Source organism: Pseudomonas sp. 65/3-MNA-CIBAN-0223 (genome assembly GCF_040310425.1).
Classification (GTDB): Bacteria; Pseudomonadota; Gammaproteobacteria; order Pseudomonadales; family Pseudomonadaceae; genus Aquipseudomonas; species Aquipseudomonas gregormendelii.
Map to the genome: position 1 here is coordinate 208,173 of NZ_JBEOPV010000002.1, position 15,589 is coordinate 223,761.

The following is a 15,589-nucleotide window of genomic DNA, read 5'->3' on the forward strand; positions in this document are numbered from 1 at the left end:
CCCGCTCCCACAGTATGTTCAGTGTTCATGCAGTTTGCGTAACACCGTTGAACCCTGTGGGAGCTTGCCCGCGATAGCATCACCTTGGTCCTGTGTGAACCGAGGCGTTCGCATCAACTCAGACCTTGAACCGTCCCACCAGCGTCTGCAAATGAGTACCAAGCCGTGCCAGTTCGACACTCGACGCCGCCGTCTCTTCACTGGCGGCCGAGGTCTGCTCGGACACATCGCGCACATTCAACACGCTGCGATTGATTTCTTCGGCCACCGCGCTTTGTTGCTCGGCCGCTGCGGCAATCTGCTGGTTCATCGACTGGATCGCTGACACTGTGCGGGTAATGCTTTCCAGCGAACCACCGGCGCGGCGGGTCAGTTCGACGCTGCTTTCGGTGAGGCTGCGGCTGTTGTCCATTATTGTCGCCACCTGCTGGGTGCCGGCTTGCAGGCCAACGATCAGCTCTTCGATTTCTTCGGTCGACTTCTGGGTGCGCTGGGCGAGGCTGCGGACTTCGTCGGCAACCACGGCAAAACCGCGGCCTGCTTCACCGGCACGGGCGGCTTCGATGGCGGCGTTTAGCGCCAGCAGGTTGGTTTGCTGGGCTACCGACTTGATCACGTCGAGCACGCTGCCGATCTTGTCGCTCTCGCGCTTGAGATGGCCCATGGCCTCGGTCGAGTGGCCCACTTCGAGCGCCAGGCGCTCGATCTGGGCGATGGCTTCACCCACCACCTTGTCCCCTTCACGGGCCTGCTGGTCGGCGGCCACAGCGGCCTCCGAGGCTTCTTCCGCATTGCGTGCGACTTCTTGCACGGTAGCGGTCATCTCGTTCATGGCGGTTGCCACCTGATCGGTCTCGACCTTCTGGCTGTTGACCCCGGCGCTGGTCTGCTCAGTGACTGCCGATAACTCCTCGGCGGCGCTGGCGATTTGCGTGACGCCATCACTGATGCCGCCAATCAACTCGCGCAAGCCCTGGGTCATGCTCTGGATAGCACGCTGCAACTGGCCCAGTTCGTCCTGGCGGCGAGACACCAGATTGTGGGTCAGGTCGCCGGCTGCAATGCGTTCGGCAACTTTGAGGGTCTGGCTCAGGGGAATGACAATCTGGCGGGTGATGGCCCAAGCCGCCAGCAGACCGAAAGCCAGGGCGAGCAGGGTGGCCAGCAACAGCATGTTCTTGGCGTGCGCGGCATCGGTGTCGCGAACAATGGTCTGCGAGGCCGTCAGCTTCTTGCTGAGGTCGATCAGGATGTCGCCCTGAGCGGTCATGCGCGTGAGCGCCGTAGCGTTTGCGACCTGGGAGTCGCGGAACTGGCTGACAGCCGCGCGGTAAGCCTTCAGCGACCCGGTAGCCTGTTGCAGGTTGGCAAGGTGCTGCTCAGGCAGTTTTGCCGCGAGGCTGTCGAGGCTTTTCAGGGCGGTGTCGATGGCGTCCAGTGCCGGTTGCTGGGCTTCGGCCTTGCCGCTGTAGGTGTAGCCGCGAACCTGGTAGCGCGCTTGCTGGAGCAGCTTGCTCAGTTCGATCACCTGGCTGTAGTCGGCAACGCTTTCGCCTTGCAGCATGGATTTTTCGACCGTGCTGACTTGCGCTACGGCGTTGTCAGCGTTTACCCCCAGTTTGCTCCGGGCGTCTTCACGAGCCGCGGTTGCCTGGGTCATGTCGGCAAAGGCGCGCTTGTATTCAGCGACGGCGACCAGTTGCTGGTCGACCATGGCTGCATCGGCAGGCTGTTCGATCAGGGTGCGGGCGGTTTTCAGGCCGGTATCCAGTTGGCCGAGCAAATCGTTGACTGTCCCGGGACCCTGTTCGCCGCGATGCATGTCGTAGTCTTGGCGGGCGATGCGCAGGTCTTTGCTCAGCTCGATCAGGCCGGAGATGAAACCGAGCTTGTCGCCCCGGCTCATGACGCCGCTGAGGCCCGTCCAGCCAGTGAAGGTGATCAGGCAGGTCAGCAGCAACACCAATCCGAAACCGACTCCCAGTTTGCGATTGACGCTGACGTTCCCCAGTTTATCGGCTAGCGATTGGTACATGCTGCAACTCCCTCGAACCACACGTAGGTTTTATGGGAGTTGTATCGGCAGCTTCTCCGGAACCTGTAGGAGCTGCCGAAGGCTGCGATCTTTTGATCTTGATTTTTGGCGCTCTTATAAACGCCAGGATCAAAAGATCGCAGCCTGCGGCAGCTCCTACCGGGGGGCGTGGTGTTTAGAAGAGTCGGGCCAGCAGGGCGGTGACCGCGGTTTCGACCCGCAGGATGCGCTCGCCCAGTTGTACCGGTTGCAGCCCGGCTTTGGCCAGCAGGTCGATCTCGTAGGGGATCCAGCCGCCTTCCGGACCAATGGCCAGGGTCACCGGCTCGTTCAGGCCGCGAGGGCAGGGTGGGTAGTTGCCGGGATGGCCGACCAGGCCCAGAGTCCCTTCGGTGATCGCGGGAAGCCGGTCTTCGACGAACGGCTTGAAGCGCTTCTCGATAATAATTTCCGGCAACACGCTGTCCCTGGCCTGTTCAAGGCCGAGGATCAATTGTTCGCGAATGGCGTCTGGTTCCAGGAACGGCGTTTGCCAGAAGCTCTTCTCGACGCGATAGCTGTTCACTAGGATGATTCGCGGCACTCCCATGGCCGCAACGGTCTGAAACACGCGGCGCAGCATTTTCGGGCGTGGCAGGGCCAACACCATGGTCAGCGGCAGCTTGCTCGGAGGGGGCTGATCAAGGGTGACGCGCAATTCGGCTTCGGTGGTGTCCAGGCGCAGCAACTCGGCAGACCCCATCAGACCGCCAATCCTGCCGACCCGCAGGCTGTCACCGACTTGCGAACGGTGGACTTCCTGCATGTGGGTCAGGCGGCGATCACGCAGGATCACCCGATCGGCCGCAATGAAATCGGCCTCTTCGAGAAGCAGCAGGTTCACGGCTGGGTCGCTGGCGGCTGGTCGTTGGAGTCGTCAGCCGGCTGGTCGTCCGGGTGCTCGCCACGCTTGCTGATCAGGCTGCCGAACAGGATGCCGATTTCAAACAGCAGCCACATCGGTACAGCCAGCAGGGTCTGCGAGAAAATGTCCGGCGGCGTCAGGATCATGCCGACCACGAAGCAGCCAATGATCACGTACGGGCGGATTTTCCGCAGGTACTTGACGTCGACTACACCGATCCATACCAGCAATACCACGGCTACCGGAATTTCGAACGCCACGCCGAAGGCGAAGAACAGCGTCATGACGAAGTCGAGGTAGCTGGTGATGTCGGTCATCATTTCCACACCGGCCGGCGTAGCGGCAGCGAAGAATTTGAAGATCAACGGGAACACCAGGTAGTAGGCGAACGCCATGCCGGTATAGAACAGCAGGATGCTGGACATCAGCAGTGGCACGGCGATGCGCTTCTCGTGCTTGTACAGGCCTGGTGCGATGAAACCCCAGATCTGATGCAGGATCACCGGAATCGCCAGGAACAGCGAAACCATCATCGTCAGCTTCAGTGGCGTCAGGAAGGGCGACGACACATCGGTGGCGATCATTGTCGCGCCTGCCGGCAAATACTGGCGCAGCGGCGTGGAGACGAAGGTATAGATTTGCTGGGTGAAGGCGAACAACCCGGCGAAGACGATGAAGATCGCCGCTACGCAGCGCAGCAGGCGGGTGCGCAACTCGGTGAGGTGCGAAACCAGCGGCATGTGCTGGTCATTTTCAGGAAGATCGCTCATGGGGCTCGCGGCGGCAGTGTTGGGTCATGAGGGGCAGGCGCAACAGGCGCAGCCGCAGGTGTTGCAGATTCGGCCAGAGGCTGCGCCGCAGGAGCAGCGACAGGCGCAGGTTCAGCGCCGATTGTCGGCTCGATGTTCGGCACCGGGGCATGAATGGTCGGCTCCGCGACAGGCTGCACCGGAGTCGGCTCCTGCTGGGTGGGCGTGAAGATCTTCCGCGCCTCCTGCTCCAGGGACAGGATATGCTCGTTGTGCAGCTGCCGGCGAATTTCGTCGGCGCCGATCTCACGTTCAACTTCCTGTTTGATCGCGTTGAAGCTGCGCTTCAGACGACCGACCCACAGGCCGGCAGTGCGCGCAGCACCCGGCAGGCGTTCGGGGCCCAGCACCAGCAGGGCGACGAGGCCGACGAGCAGCAGTTCAGAGAAGCTGATACCAAACATTAGTCAGTGCTCACACGTCTTTGCGAATCGGCTCTTCGACTTTTTGTGCCTGCACGTCGATGGTGTGCGGCGGGTTGACCGGGGTGGCCTGTGGCTGCACAGGTGGTACCGGTTGCGCCGGGGTCACGCTTGGATCAGCGGGCTTTTCGTCATCGTTCATGGCTTTGCGGAAGCCCTTGATCGATTCGCCGACGTCGGTGCCGAGGTTCTTCAGTTTCTTGGTGCCGAATACCAGCACGACAACGACCAGGATGACGACCCAGTGTTTCCAGTCAAAAATGCCCATGTTGCTGCTCCTCTCTAATAGTTGTTCAGGCGGACGGGCGCGAGGCTTTCTCGGCGTGTCCGGACAGACCGAAGCGACGGTCGAGTTCATCGAGTACAGCCTGTGGATGCTGCCCCAGTTGGGCGAGCATGACCATGCTGTGGAACCACAAGTCGGCAGTCTCGTAGATCACATCGCTGCAGTCGCCGCTGATGGCAGCGTCCTTGGCGGCAATGATGGTTTCGACGGATTCTTCGCCAACTTTTTCCAGAATCTTGTTCAGGCCCTTGTGGTACAGGCTCGCAACATACGAGCTGTCGGCAGCGGCGCCTTTGCGCTCTTCCAGCACTTCGGCCAGGCGGGTCAGGGTGTCACTCATGGGTGTGTCCTGCGGAGTAAATGGCATGCGGGTCTTTAAGTACCGGGTCGACGGTTTTCCAGTCGCCGTTCTCGAAGACTCGATAGAAGCAGCTCTGGCGGCCGGTATGGCAGGCGATGTCGCCGATCTGCTCGACCATCAGAATGATCACGTCGGCGTCACAATCAAGGCGCATCTCATGCAGGGTCTGCACATGCCCGGACTCCTCACCCTTGCGCCACAGTTTGCCTCGGGAACGTGACCAGTAGATGGCACGATTCTCCGTGGCAGTCAGTTGCAGCGCTTCACGGTTCATCCAGGCCATCATCAGGACGCGCCCGGTCTTGTGATCCTGGGCAATCGCGGGCACCAGGCCATCGGCGTCCCACTTGATTTCGTCCAGCCAGTTTTTCATCTTCGACTCCGACAGCGGGCTCCGCACTTCATTAGCGGAGTCCAACGTTGAAACAGTGTGCCAGCGGATCACACAACTGGCTATCGGCGAACGACCAGATACAAACCGACCGCCATCATGATTCCGGCTGGCCAATAGGCCAGGTCGTTCAGCGGGCCGCCGATCGCGAGTACTGCGCCGCCCGCCAGGTGAGCGGTGCCGAGCAGGCGCAGGAACCAGTCGTCACGTCGGCGGTGCCAGGGTGGCGGCGGGTCGTAGGCGTGAGGCTGAGACATGCGTTCAAGCAGGTCGCGGGCCATGTTGGCCAGGTGCGGTAGCTGTTCAAACTGGCTCTGCACGTTGCCCAGCAACGCTTTGGGGCTCACGCGCTCGCGCATCCAGCGTTCGAGGAACGGTTGCGCGGTGTTCCACAGATCGAGGTCCGGGTACAGCTGGCGGCCCAGGCCTTCGATGTTCAGCAGGGTTTTCTGCAACAGGACAAGCTGCGGCTGTACTTCCATGTTGAAACGCCGAGCGGTCTGGAACAGGCGCATCAGCACCTGGCCGAATGAAATATCTTTTAACGGTTTTTCGAAGATCGGTTCGCATACAGTGCGGATCGCCGCTTCGAATTCGTTGAGTTTGGTTTCCGCCGGCACCCAGCCCGAATCGATATGCAGCTGGGCCACTCGCCGATAGTCGCGTTTGAAGAAAGCGAACAGGTTGCGGGCCAGATAGTCCTGGTCTTCCGGGGTCAGGCTGCCAACGATGCCGCAGTCGATCGCAATGTACTGCGGGCTCCACGGGTTGACGGTGCTGACGAAGATGTTGCCCGGGTGCATGTCGGCATGGAAAAAGCTGTCACGGAAGACCTGGGTAAAGAAGATTTCGACGCCGCGTTCGGCGAGCATCTTCATGTCGGTGCGCTGGTCGGCCAGGGTCGCGAGGTCGGTCACCTGAACCCCGTAGATGCGCTCCATCACCAGCACTTTGGGCCGGCACCAATCCCAATAGACTTGCGGCACGTAGAGCAGTGGCGAGCCTTCGAAGTTGCGCTTGAGCTGGCTGGCGTTGGCGGCTTCGCGCAGCAGGTCGAGTTCGTCGTAGATGGTTTTCTCGTAGTCCTGGACCACGTCCACCGGATGCAGCAGGCGCGCATCGGCCGAGAGTTTTTCTGCCGCGCGAGCCAGGATGAACAGCCATGCCAGGTCCTGGGCGATGATCGGCTTGAGGCCGGGGCGGATCACCTTGACCACGACTTCTTCACCGGTCTTGAGCTGCGCGGCATGCACCTGCGCTACCGAAGCCGAAGCGAGCGGTTGGACGTCGAATCGGCTGAACACTTCGCTGATCTTCTTGCCCAGCTGCTCTTCGATGAGTTTGATCGACACTTGCGAATCGAACGGCGGGACACGGTCCTGCAGCAGCATCAATTCATCGGCGATGTCTTCCGGCAGCAGGTCGCGGCGGGTGGACAGGATCTGCCCGAACTTGATGAAGATTGGTCCCAGGTCCTGCAGGGCCAGGCGCAGTCGGGCGCCGCGGCTCAGCTCAAGCGTTTTGCGCGGGAACCAGCGCCACGGCAATGCATACCGCAGCGCCAGCAGGAACCAGGGCAGCGGCAGGGCGAACAGCAGGTCATCGAGACGGTAGCGAATCACAACGCGCTGGATGCGCAACAAACGGCGGACGGCAAGCAGCTTCATGCGTTATCGCTTGGGTCGAGAGATCGGGAAAGGCGCTCGAAACGCGCCTCGAGACGTTCCAGATCAAGTTTGATCTGGTCCAGTTCACTGAAACGGGCTTCGGCTTCGCGCTGACCGACGAGGGTGCGCGATTCTTCGGCCAGGTATTCGCCCAGGTTTTGGCCGAGGCTGACAAATCCTTGCTGGTACCAGCGCGCGCGACTGCGCAAATGACCGCCGACCAGTTGTGTTGCCACAGGGCCCAGCCAGCGCGAGAGTTCGTACTCCCAGTCCAGCTCGAGGTCCTGGAGGATCGCCGCCAGTTCCAGCAGCACGCCGCTGTCGCCGTCGAGCTCGACTTCCGGGCCGTGCAGCACGGCAGTCTTGTCCTTGCTCATGGCCAGTTTCAGCAGGCTTGAGGCCGGGGCACGCAAGGTGCAGTCGGCGCCGGCCTCCCACTGGGAGGCGAGCATCAGGCCTTCGTCGCTGGGCAGAATGAACAGCTGGAATGCCGGGTTGCGGCAATCGACGGCGATCACCCTGCCACTCAAATGCGCCAGGCGCGGCAAGGCCGTGCTGTCGAGGCGCAGCACCCGGTTAAGACCGAGCTCAACGCTGGCGAGCAGGCCGGCCAGCAACATCAGGGTTTGATGCCGCGGTGCAGGGCAACGATACCTGCGGTCATGTTGTGATAGGTCACGCGGTCGAAACCGGCCTCGACCATCATCGACTTCAGGGTTTCCTGGTTCGGGTGCATGCGGATCGATTCGGCCAGGTAGCGATAGCTTTCCGAATCGTTGGTGATCAGCTTGCCCATCAACGGCATGAAGGCGAACGAGTAGGCGTCGTAGGCTTTGGACATCAGTGCGTTGGTCGGTTTGGAGAATTCCAGCACCAGCAGGCGGCCACCCGGCTTGAGTACGCGCAGCATCGAACGCAGGGCGTCTTCCTTGTGCGTCACATTGCGCAGGCCGAAGGCGATGGTCACGCAATCAAAATGGTTGTCCGGGAAGGGCAGCTTTTCCGCATCGGCCTGGACGAATTCGACGTTGCCGGCAACACCGAGGTCCAGCAGGCGGTCACGACCGACCTTGAGCATGGATTCGTTGATGTCGGCCAACACGACCTGGCCAGTAGGGCCTACCAGGTGCGAGAATTTTTTCGTCAGGTCGCCGGTGCCGCCAGCGATGTCCAGCACCCGGTTACCGGTGCGAACACCCGACAGTTCGATCGCAAAACGCTTCCACAAACGGTGCATGCCGCCCGACAGGAGGTCGTTCATCAGGTCGTACTTGGCGGCTACCGAGTGGAAAACCTCAGCGACTTTCTCCGCTTTTTGGCTTTCCGGAACGTTTTTGAAACCGAAGTGAGTGGTGGGTTCGGCATCGCTGCCTTTGCGCTGATCAGTCATATCGCTGTCACCAGAAGAGAATGCGGGACATTCTAATCCCGGTGGCCTGCTTTGTCTTGGAGTGGCTAAAGGTAAGATAGGCAATCACCGGGACGTTTTGCCGCAGCGGCGGTCAAGATGCTTCAGGAAGCATTCATAAAGCAGGAGTCATTTGATGGCCCGTATTAGTGTTGAACGTGCCCACGCGCTGGGCAAGGAAGCGGCTCGCGAGAAGGCCGATCAGCTGGCGCAGAAACTGTCCGATCAGTACGGCCTGGAGCCGCAGTGGGCGGGCGATACCCTGAATCTCAAGCGCTCGGGGGTGAAGGGCGCGGTGCATGTGGCCGAGGATTCTATCAAGGTCGACGTGGAGTTGGGCCTGATGATGTCGGCCATGAGCGGTATGATCAAAGCCGAGATTGAAAAGGCGCTGGACAAGGCCCTGGCCTGAAGATCAAAAGATCGCAGCCTTCGGCAGCTCCTACAGAGTCCACATTCCTCTGTAGGAACTGCCGAAGGCTGCGATCTTTTCATTCAGGCACCACCGTTTCATGTCAGTTGTTAGGGTGCCGTTTCTAATTATTCTCACTACTTTGTGCCTGAGCCCGACTCTTTCGCGGGCAGTTCCTCAAACCTTCTGCGCGTGAGGTGCACCATGGCCAAAGTTATTTTGAAGAAAAAAATCGACGCTTCGACATCTGCTCTGGGCGACGTCAAATCTTATGCCCGCAAGATCTGGCTGGCAGGCCTGGGGGCCTATACCAAGGTCGGCCAAGAAGGCAGCGAATACTTTCAGGAGTTGATCAAGGAAGGTCAAACTGTTGAAAAGAAAGGCAAAAAGGTAGTTGCGGAAAAACTTGAAGCCGCCAACTCCGAGATCGATGAAGCAAAGAGTGAAGTCAGTAGTTTTAAAGGCAAAGTCGAACTGCAACTCGACAAGGTCGAGAAGGCTTTTGACTCGCGCGTTGCAAGTGCCTTGAATCGTATCGGCATTCCGTCTAAACATGACGTTGAGACACTCTCTGCTAAGCTCGATGAGCTGACGGCATTGCTCGAACGCGTCGCGCGTAAATCTTAAGGAGAACGGGATGGCTGGTAAAAAGAACACCGAAAAAGAAGGCAGCTCGTGGATCGGGAAAGTTGAAGACTACTCCCGCAAAATCTGGCTGGCCGGTTTAGGCGTGTACTCGAAGATCGACACTGACGGCAGCAAGCTCTTCGATACCTTGGTAAAAGACGGCGAGAAAGCCGAGAAGCTCGCCAAGAATGCAGTCGGCGATAAAGTCGATGCGGCAAAAGACTCCGCCACTTCGGCCAAGTCGCGCATCAGCGGCGTGAAAGATCGTGCACTGGGCAAGTGGGATGAGCTCGAAGGTGCTTTTGACAAGCGCCTGAACAGCGCCATTTCGCGTCTGGGCGTGCCGAGCCGTAATGAAGTCAAGGCACTGCATAGCAAGGTCGATACCCTGACCAAGCAGATCGAAAAACTCACCGGCGCCAAGGTTGCGCCAGTGGCGACTAAAACCGCAGCGGCCAAACCGGCTGCCAAGCCACTGGCCAAAGCTGTCGCCAAGCCGGTAGCCAAGACTGCAGCGAAAGCCGCGTCTGCCGCCAAGTCGGTGGCCAAGACTGCCGCAGCGAAACCCGCTGCAGCGAAGTCCGCCGTCAAATCCGCTGCTGCAAAAGTCACCGCCAAGCCGGCAGCCAAACCTGCTGCAAAAAGCACAGCGGCCAAACCCGCTGCCAAGCCAGCGGCAAAACCTGCCGCAGCGAAGAAGCCTGCAGTGAAGAAGCCGGCGGCGCCGAAAGCCGCTGCAGCAAAACCAGCCGCAACGGCTGCCGCCAAGCCGACCCCGGCCAGCACGTCGAACTCGGCCGCCGCGCCGACCCCGGCTGCAACCCCGACTGCCGCGCCAGCACCATCGACGCCAACCAGTCAGTCCTGATTCCAGGACTCAATAAAAACGCCCGGCCTGCAAAGGTCGGGCGTTTTTTATGCACAACATGACCTCCATGACCTCCATTATCATCCATGATCTCCGGAATCTACGTAGGAGCTGCCGAAGGCTGCGATCTTTTGATCTTTAAAAATCAAAAGATCGCAGCCTCGTTTCACTCGGCAGCTCCTACGGCGTTGTACGGCGTTGTGCGGTGATTTTTTACTGATGTTCTTCCAGGTACTGCATCGCCAGGTGCTCGGTCGCCACCTTGATCGGCGGCAACAAGTGCGGCGCCACCAGCATCATGATCTGGTAAACCACCAACCGGACCTCACCCTCGCGATCGAGGATCCGCTGGTAGTCCAGTGAAAACAGCAAGGTCATGGTGATCTGCTCTACCAATTGCCCAAGTGCCTGGGTATCGCTGACCAACTGTCCCTGAGCCTTCAAGCGCGCCAGCAGCGAGGCCAGCGTGCGCTTCAACGCGTTGAGCAGGTTGCGGATCCCCTTGGCCAGTTTGGGCAGGCGGCCTGCCAGATTGGACAGGTCCTGAAACAGGAAGCGGTAATGCGCCAGTCGCTCGACAATCAGGTGCAGGAACAGCCAGTAATCTTCCGGTGCCAATTGCGCGTCCGGCGGCGGGTCGAGCAGCGGCGACAGTTCGCTTTGAAAGCGCTCGAACAAACCCAGTATCAGCGGCTCCTTGCCGTGAAAGTGGTAGTAGAGGTTGCCCGGGCTGATGCCCATTTCGTTGGCCACTTCCATGGTCGAAACGTTCGGTTCGCCCTTCTGGTTGAACAACTGCAAGGCACATTCGAGAATCCGGTCGCGGGTCTTCATCCAGTCTTCTTAATGGTTCGTTGAACGTCAGCGCACTCGCACATAGGTGCCGGGTGCAGCCTCCATCGGTGGATAGTTCTGATTGCCGAGGGCCATGTGCGTTTCTTTCTGCGCCCCTGAGCGTGCCTGGACCCAACTCAGCCATTGGGTCCACCAGCTGCCGTCGACCTGCTTGGCGTCATAAAACCAGGCCCGTGGGTCGAGGCTCAGTTTGGCGCCTTCGATGAAATTGGCTTTTGGGTTGCTCGGCGGGTTGAGGATGCTCTGCACGTGGCCGCTGTTGGACAGCACGAAACGCCTGTCGCCGCCAAGCAGCAAGGTGGAGCGGTACACCGCATCCCACGGCGTGATGTGATCGTTGATGCCGGCCACGCTGAAGCTGTCGACCGTGACCTTCTGCAGGTCGATTGGCGTGCCGCACACCTCCAGCCCGCCGGGGTGAGTCAGCGGATTGTGTTTGAAGAAGTCCAGCAGATCGCCATGCAGCGCCGCTGGCAGACGGGTGTTGTCGTTGTTCCAATAGAGAATGTCGAAGGCCGGCGGTTCTTTGCCCAGCAGGTAATTGTTGACGAAGTAACTCCAGATCAGGTCGTTGGGACGCATCCAGGCGAACACCTTGGCCATGTCGCGGCCGTCCAGCACACCTTTCTGGTAAGAGCGACGCTTGGCAGCTTCCAGTGTCTGCTCATCGGCGAACAGGGTTGCGGGGGAGTCCATCTGACTGTCCAGCAGGCTGACCAGGTAGGTAGCGCTGGAGACCCGGCGCAGCTGGCGCTTGGCCTGCAGGTGACCTTGCAGCGCGGCAATGGTCAGACCCCCGGCGCAGGCGCCCATGAGGTTGACCTCCCGCGCGCCGGTGATCGCCCGGCAAACGTTCATCGCTTCCTCGACAGCTTCAACGTAGGTCGAAAGACCCCATTCTCGGTGACGTACATCGGGGTTGCGCCAGCTGATCATGAAGGTCTGGAGGCCGTTTTTCAGGGCGAACTGGACGAAGCTGTTAGCGGGGCTCAGGTCAAAAATGTAGTACTTGTTAATCTGCGGCGGCACCACCAGCAAGGGTTTCGAATACTGTTTCTCGCTCATCGGCCGGTACTGGATCAACTCCAGCAATTCATTGCGAAACACCACGGAGCCTGTGGTTGTCGCGACGGTTTTCCCGACTTCGAAGGCCTGTTTGGTGACTTGCCGGGGCAGGCCGTCGTTGTGCAGCAAGTCATCGACCAGATGGCTGATTCCGCGCACCAGGCTGTTGCCACCCGAGTTGAAGATTTCCTTGATTGCCAGCGGGTTGAGCAAAGAGTTGGAAGGTGCCACGGCGTCGTTGAGCAAGGCGAACGCGAAGTGCGCGCGGGCTCGATCGTCGGGGCTCAAATTGCTCTCGTCGATCCAGCTTTTGACTTGCTTCTGCCAGCTGAGATAGGCCTGCAGGCTGCGGCGGTAAAATGGATTGAGACTCCAAGCGGGGTCGGCAAACCGATTGTCCTGCGGGTTGGTCGGGTGCAGGGTTTCGCCCAACAGCACGCGACCCAACTGGCCGCCGAACTTCAACGCGTGCCGGGCACTGTGCAGCGGATTGCGCAAGCCGTGAGCGGCCACACTGCGCAAGGTCGACAGCATATCGCGGCCACGCAAGCCGGTAATCGCACTTTGTGCGTTGATGAACGCGGCGGGAGTGGGCAGGGAATCCCGCACTGGTTTTTCGCGCATGACTCAACACTCCTTCGTCTTCAGGCCAAAAACAAACTCACTGGACCAGAACACCATAGCCGCACTAACGGGTTGTTGCGCGGTACGGCGTCCTGCCGATTCCTTTTTGTGACCAAACGTCGGTGCCGGTTAACCGCCCAATGGCGCCGGATGCGGGTGCATCACTGCGCGCTGGCGTTCCTCTTCGAGGAATTTCATGATGATCGGCGCCACCGCTTCGGCCCTGGTGATCAGGAACAAATGACCGTCATCGATGATGTGCAGCTGAGCGTTGGGAATCCGCCAGGCCAGCAGGCGCATGTTGACCAGGGGGATCAATGGGTCGTCATCACCTGCCAGAACCAGGGTCGGCTGGTGAATTTTGTGCAGCCAGTGAATGCTGGTCCAGCCAAGGCCGGCGAACAGCTGCCAGTAATAGCCAAGCTTGCCCGCTGAACGGACTTTCGCCGCGTGGCTGGCCGCCAGGGTCGAATCGCGGCGGAACGAGCCGCCGTAAATCATCGGTGCGATACGGATCACATGGGACGGCTGGATGTAGCGCCTGGGGCTGGCCATCATCCACAGCACTTTGGGTTTACCCGGGACCATCACCGCACCGGCCGCAGTCGCAGCCAGGACGAGTTTCTTGCAGCGTTCGGGGTAGTCGTAGGCAAACTGTTGGGCCAGGGCGCCGCCCCAGGACACGCCGATCACGTTGACCCGGCCGTAGTCGAGGTAGTCGAGCATGCGTGCCGTGAGTTTCGCCAGGCCCGGAAAGCGGTAGGGCCGACTTGGCGTCGACGAGCCACCCACTCCCGGAACATCGAAGGCGATGACTTCCAGGTCCGGGTCCAGCGCGGCGACAAACGGAAATACCAGCTCCAGGTTGGCGCCGATGCCGTTGAAAATAAGCAAGGGCGTCAAATGAGGCTTGCCGGGGCGTACGGCGGTCCGGAGGGTCTGGCCATCCAGGTCGACGGTACGAAAAATGAACGGTTGCGGCATGCGTCAGGCCCTGTGGGTGAATTCATCCCCGAACCCCGTAGGAGCTGCCGAAGGCTGCGATCTTTGATCTTGATTTTGAAAACCAGGATCAAAAGATCGCAGCCTGTGGCAGCTCCTGCAGACCGAGGTGTATCGGTTACCGCTCGTGTACGTAAGTCCCCGGTGCAGCTTCGCCGGCGGTGAAGGTCTTGTTGCCCAGGCTGGTCGGCGATTTCTTCAGCTTGCCTGAACGCTCCGCCTGCCAGGCCTGCCAGTGCAGCCACCAGGAGTCAGTGTGCTTGGTGGAATTCTCCTGCCACTGCTCGGCGTTCACCGCCATTTCGCTGCTGGTCATGTAACGTGACTTTGGATTGCCAGGCGGGTTCAGAATGCTTTGGATGTGGCCGCTGCTCGACAGCACGAACTCGACGTTACCGCCGAACAGTTGCGCCGACTTGTAGCAGGACTTCCACGGCGTGATGTGGTCGTTGGTGCCGGCCAGGGAAAAGATGTCGGCCGTGACCTGCTTCAGATCGATGGCGGTGCCGCACACTTCCAGTGCATTCGGGCGGATCAGTGGGTTGTTTTTGAACATCTCGATCAGGTCGCCATGGAAGGCGGCAGGCAATCTCGTGGTGTCGTTGTTCCAGAACAGGATGTCGAACACCGGCGGCTCGTTGCCCAGCAGGTAGTTATTGACCCAGTAGTTCCAGATCAGGTCGTTGGGGCGCATCCAGGCGAAGACTTTCGCCATGTCGCGGCCTTCCAGTACACCGGCCTGATAGGAGTGGCGCTTGGCGGCTTCGAGGGTTTGCTCGTCGACGAACAGCGCCACGTCGCTGTCCAGCGTCGTGTCCAGGACGCTGACCAGGAGCGTCAGGGCATTGACCTTCTTCTCGCCGATCGCGGCATAGTGGCCCAGCAGCGCAGTGCAGGTGATCCCGCCGGAGCAGGCGCCGAGCATGTTCACGTCCTTGCTGCCGGTGATAGCGGTGACGACGTCGACTGCTTCCTTGAGCGCTTCGATATAGGTCGACAGGCCCCACTCGCGCTGCTCCTTGGTCGGGTTGCGCCAGCTGACAATGAAGGTCTGCACGTTGTTGCGCAGGCAGAACCGCGCCAGGCTCTTGTCCGGACTGAGGTCGAATACATAGAACTTGTTGATTTGCGGTGGCACTACCAGCAGCGGGCGCTCGTGCACCTGCTCGGTGATAGGCCGGTACTGGATCAGCTCCAGTACGTCGTTGCGAAACACTACCGCGCCTTCGGTCACGCCCAGGCTCTTGCCCACTTCGAACGCACCCATGTTGACCTGGCTGGGCATGCCGCCGTTGTGTACCAGGTCCTTGGCCAGATGCGAGAGGCCGTCGAGCAGGCTTTTGCCCCCGGTTTCGAAAAAGCGTTTGACCGCCGCCGGGTTGGCTGCACTGTTGGTCGGGGCCATTGCCTCGGTCATGAGGTTGATGACGAAGTGCCCGCGGGCGACATCCTTGGGCGAAAGGCTGCTGTCGTCGATCCAGTCGTGGAGTTCCTTGCGCCACGCCAGGTAGGTTTGCAGATAACGTTTGTAGAGCGGGTTCTGGCTCCAGGCCGGGTCGGCGAAGCGGCGATCATCACCGGCAGGCTGGAGTTCGGATTTACCGAACAGGACATTCTTGAGTTCGAGGCCGAAATGGGCAACGTGCTTGACGCTGTGAATCGGTTGTTTGATGGCTTGGGTCAGCACCATTCGAGCTGAGCCCAGGAGATCCTTTCTACGCAGTCCAACGACAGGATTCAGCCCCAAGGTATTTTCCGAGGCCTGAGATTTCAGGTCATCGTTATTCTTGTTACTCATCTACGACGCTCCATTGTCCTGAGACGAGTACCTGAGTCCAGCTGTGTAGTCACAC

The 15,589-nt window shown here is 60.0% G+C and carries 17 protein-coding genes; 3 read left to right on the top strand and 14 right to left on the bottom strand.

Features of this window, described 5'->3' with window-relative positions:
• Positions 1-118: 118 nt before the first annotated feature.
• From AAEZ09_RS02580 to ubiE, 10 genes are all read right to left on the bottom strand, one after another.
• Complete coding sequence (locus AAEZ09_RS02580; protein WP_045061965.1) at positions 119-2,035, bottom strand: methyl-accepting chemotaxis protein; 1,917 nt, start codon at positions 2,033-2,035, stop codon at positions 119-121.
• Between the two features lie 175 nt (positions 2,036-2,210).
• Positions 2,211-2,918 (bottom strand): 16S rRNA (uracil(1498)-N(3))-methyltransferase, encoded by a 708-nt coding sequence (locus AAEZ09_RS02585; RefSeq protein ID WP_045061964.1) that lies wholly within the window; start codon positions 2,916-2,918, stop codon positions 2,211-2,213.
• A complete protein-coding gene (gene tatC, locus AAEZ09_RS02590) occupies positions 2,915-3,709 on the bottom strand; it encodes a twin-arginine translocase subunit TatC (protein ID WP_350598024.1) in 795 nt (264 codons plus the stop codon). Before tatC ends, AAEZ09_RS02585 begins: the two co-directional genes overlap by 4 nt.
• Positions 3,706-4,152, bottom strand: a complete 447-nt coding sequence (gene tatB / locus AAEZ09_RS02595; protein WP_205893444.1) for a Sec-independent protein translocase protein TatB — start codon at positions 4,150-4,152, stop codon at positions 3,706-3,708. The genes tatC and tatB overlap by 4 nt, the downstream gene beginning before the upstream one ends.
• A 10-nt stretch (positions 4,153-4,162) precedes the next feature.
• Positions 4,163-4,438, bottom strand: a complete 276-nt coding sequence (locus AAEZ09_RS02600) for a twin-arginine translocase TatA/TatE family subunit (RefSeq protein ID WP_045061961.1) — start codon at positions 4,436-4,438, stop codon at positions 4,163-4,165.
• A gap of 25 nt (positions 4,439-4,463) precedes the next feature.
• Positions 4,464-4,796: a phosphoribosyl-ATP diphosphatase gene (locus tag AAEZ09_RS02605; RefSeq protein ID WP_008047820.1), complete on the bottom strand. Its 333-nt coding sequence runs from the start codon at positions 4,794-4,796 to the stop codon at positions 4,464-4,466.
• Positions 4,789-5,190: a phosphoribosyl-AMP cyclohydrolase gene (gene hisI, locus AAEZ09_RS02610; protein WP_045061960.1), complete on the bottom strand. Its 402-nt coding sequence runs from the start codon at positions 5,188-5,190 to the stop codon at positions 4,789-4,791. The genes AAEZ09_RS02605 and hisI overlap by 8 nt, the downstream gene beginning before the upstream one ends.
• Positions 5,191-5,270: 80 nt before the next feature.
• Positions 5,271-6,875, bottom strand: coding sequence for a ubiquinone biosynthesis regulatory protein kinase UbiB (gene ubiB / locus AAEZ09_RS02615; protein WP_045061959.1), 1,605 nt, complete (start codon positions 6,873-6,875; stop codon positions 5,271-5,273).
• Positions 6,872-7,495: a ubiquinone biosynthesis accessory factor UbiJ gene (locus tag AAEZ09_RS02620; protein WP_205893443.1), complete on the bottom strand. Its 624-nt coding sequence runs from the start codon at positions 7,493-7,495 to the stop codon at positions 6,872-6,874. The genes ubiB and AAEZ09_RS02620 overlap by 4 nt, the downstream gene beginning before the upstream one ends.
• On the bottom strand, positions 7,495-8,265 hold the full coding sequence (gene ubiE / locus AAEZ09_RS02625) for a bifunctional demethylmenaquinone methyltransferase/2-methoxy-6-polyprenyl-1,4-benzoquinol methylase UbiE (RefSeq protein WP_007948968.1): 771 nt from the start codon (positions 8,263-8,265) through the stop codon (positions 7,495-7,497). Before ubiE ends, AAEZ09_RS02620 begins: the two co-directional genes overlap by 1 nt.
• Positions 8,266-8,419: 154 nt before the next feature.
• On the opposite strand from ubiE, the gene AAEZ09_RS02630 reads away from it, so the two are divergent.
• The 3 genes from AAEZ09_RS02630 to AAEZ09_RS02640 all read left to right on the top strand — a co-directional run bounded on the left by AAEZ09_RS02630 (position 8,420) and on the right by AAEZ09_RS02640 (position 10,190).
• Entirely contained in the window at positions 8,420-8,695 is a 276-nt protein-coding gene (locus AAEZ09_RS02630; RefSeq protein ID WP_045061957.1) for a polyhydroxyalkanoic acid system family protein, read from the top strand.
• 204 nt (positions 8,696-8,899) lie between these two features.
• Entirely contained in the window at positions 8,900-9,322 is a 423-nt protein-coding gene (locus AAEZ09_RS02635) for a phasin family protein (RefSeq protein ID WP_045061956.1), read from the top strand.
• Positions 9,323-9,332: 10 nt separating this feature from the next.
• Complete coding sequence (locus AAEZ09_RS02640) at positions 9,333-10,190, top strand: phasin family protein (RefSeq protein WP_350598030.1); 858 nt, start codon at positions 9,333-9,335, stop codon at positions 10,188-10,190.
• Positions 10,191-10,403: 213 nt separating this feature from the next.
• Here AAEZ09_RS02640 and AAEZ09_RS02645 read toward each other — a convergent pair whose 3' ends face one another.
• From AAEZ09_RS02645 to phaC (AAEZ09_RS02660), 4 genes are all read right to left on the bottom strand, one after another.
• Entirely contained in the window at positions 10,404-11,024 is a 621-nt protein-coding gene (locus tag AAEZ09_RS02645) for a TetR/AcrR family transcriptional regulator (RefSeq protein WP_350598032.1), read from the bottom strand.
• Between the two features lie 27 nt (positions 11,025-11,051).
• Positions 11,052-12,734, bottom strand: coding sequence for a class II poly(R)-hydroxyalkanoic acid synthase (gene phaC / locus AAEZ09_RS02650; protein WP_350598034.1), 1,683 nt, complete (start codon positions 12,732-12,734; stop codon positions 11,052-11,054).
• Positions 12,735-12,863: 129 nt separating this feature from the next.
• Positions 12,864-13,718, bottom strand: a complete 855-nt coding sequence (gene phaZ / locus AAEZ09_RS02655; protein ID WP_045061952.1) for a poly(3-hydroxyalkanoate) depolymerase — start codon at positions 13,716-13,718, stop codon at positions 12,864-12,866.
• A 136-nt stretch (positions 13,719-13,854) separates the two neighbouring features.
• A complete protein-coding gene (gene phaC, locus AAEZ09_RS02660; RefSeq protein WP_045061951.1) occupies positions 13,855-15,534 on the bottom strand; it encodes a class II poly(R)-hydroxyalkanoic acid synthase in 1,680 nt (559 codons plus the stop codon).
• Between the last annotated feature and the right edge of the window lie 55 nt (positions 15,535-15,589).

Coding starts and splice junctions, on each gene's coding strand:
- ubiB (WP_045061959.1), bottom strand. CDS start 6,875: ATGAAGCTGCTTGCCGTCCGCCGTTTGTTGCGCATCCAGCGCGTTGTG.
- tatB (WP_205893444.1), bottom strand. CDS start 4,152: ATGTTTGGTATCAGCTTCTCTGAACTGCTGCTCGTCGGCCTCGTCGCC.
- AAEZ09_RS02645 (WP_350598032.1), bottom strand. CDS start 11,024: ATGAAGACCCGCGACCGGATTCTCGAATGTGCCTTGCAGTTGTTCAAC.
- tatC (WP_350598024.1), bottom strand. CDS start 3,709: ATGAGCGATCTTCCTGAAAATGACCAGCACATGCCGCTGGTTTCGCAC.
- hisI (WP_045061960.1), bottom strand. CDS start 5,190: ATGAAAAACTGGCTGGACGAAATCAAGTGGGACGCCGATGGCCTGGTG.
- AAEZ09_RS02630 (WP_045061957.1), top strand. CDS start 8,420: ATGGCCCGTATTAGTGTTGAACGTGCCCACGCGCTGGGCAAGGAAGCG.
- phaZ (WP_045061952.1), bottom strand. CDS start 13,718: ATGCCGCAACCGTTCATTTTTCGTACCGTCGACCTGGATGGCCAGACC.
- AAEZ09_RS02600 (WP_045061961.1), bottom strand. CDS start 4,438: ATGGGCATTTTTGACTGGAAACACTGGGTCGTCATCCTGGTCGTTGTC.
- AAEZ09_RS02580 (WP_045061965.1), bottom strand. CDS start 2,035: ATGTACCAATCGCTAGCCGATAAACTGGGGAACGTCAGCGTCAATCGC.
- ubiE (WP_007948968.1), bottom strand. CDS start 8,265: ATGACTGATCAGCGCAAAGGCAGCGATGCCGAACCCACCACTCACTTC.
- phaC (WP_045061951.1), bottom strand. CDS start 15,534: ATGAGTAACAAGAATAACGATGACCTGAAATCTCAGGCCTCGGAAAAT.
- AAEZ09_RS02635 (WP_045061956.1), top strand. CDS start 8,900: ATGGCCAAAGTTATTTTGAAGAAAAAAATCGACGCTTCGACATCTGCT.
- AAEZ09_RS02640 (WP_350598030.1), top strand. CDS start 9,333: ATGGCTGGTAAAAAGAACACCGAAAAAGAAGGCAGCTCGTGGATCGGG.
- AAEZ09_RS02620 (WP_205893443.1), bottom strand. CDS start 7,495: ATGTTGCTGGCCGGCCTGCTCGCCAGCGTTGAGCTCGGTCTTAACCGG.
- phaC (WP_350598034.1), bottom strand. CDS start 12,734: ATGCGCGAAAAACCAGTGCGGGATTCCCTGCCCACTCCCGCCGCGTTC.
- AAEZ09_RS02605 (WP_008047820.1), bottom strand. CDS start 4,796: ATGAGTGACACCCTGACCCGCCTGGCCGAAGTGCTGGAAGAGCGCAAA.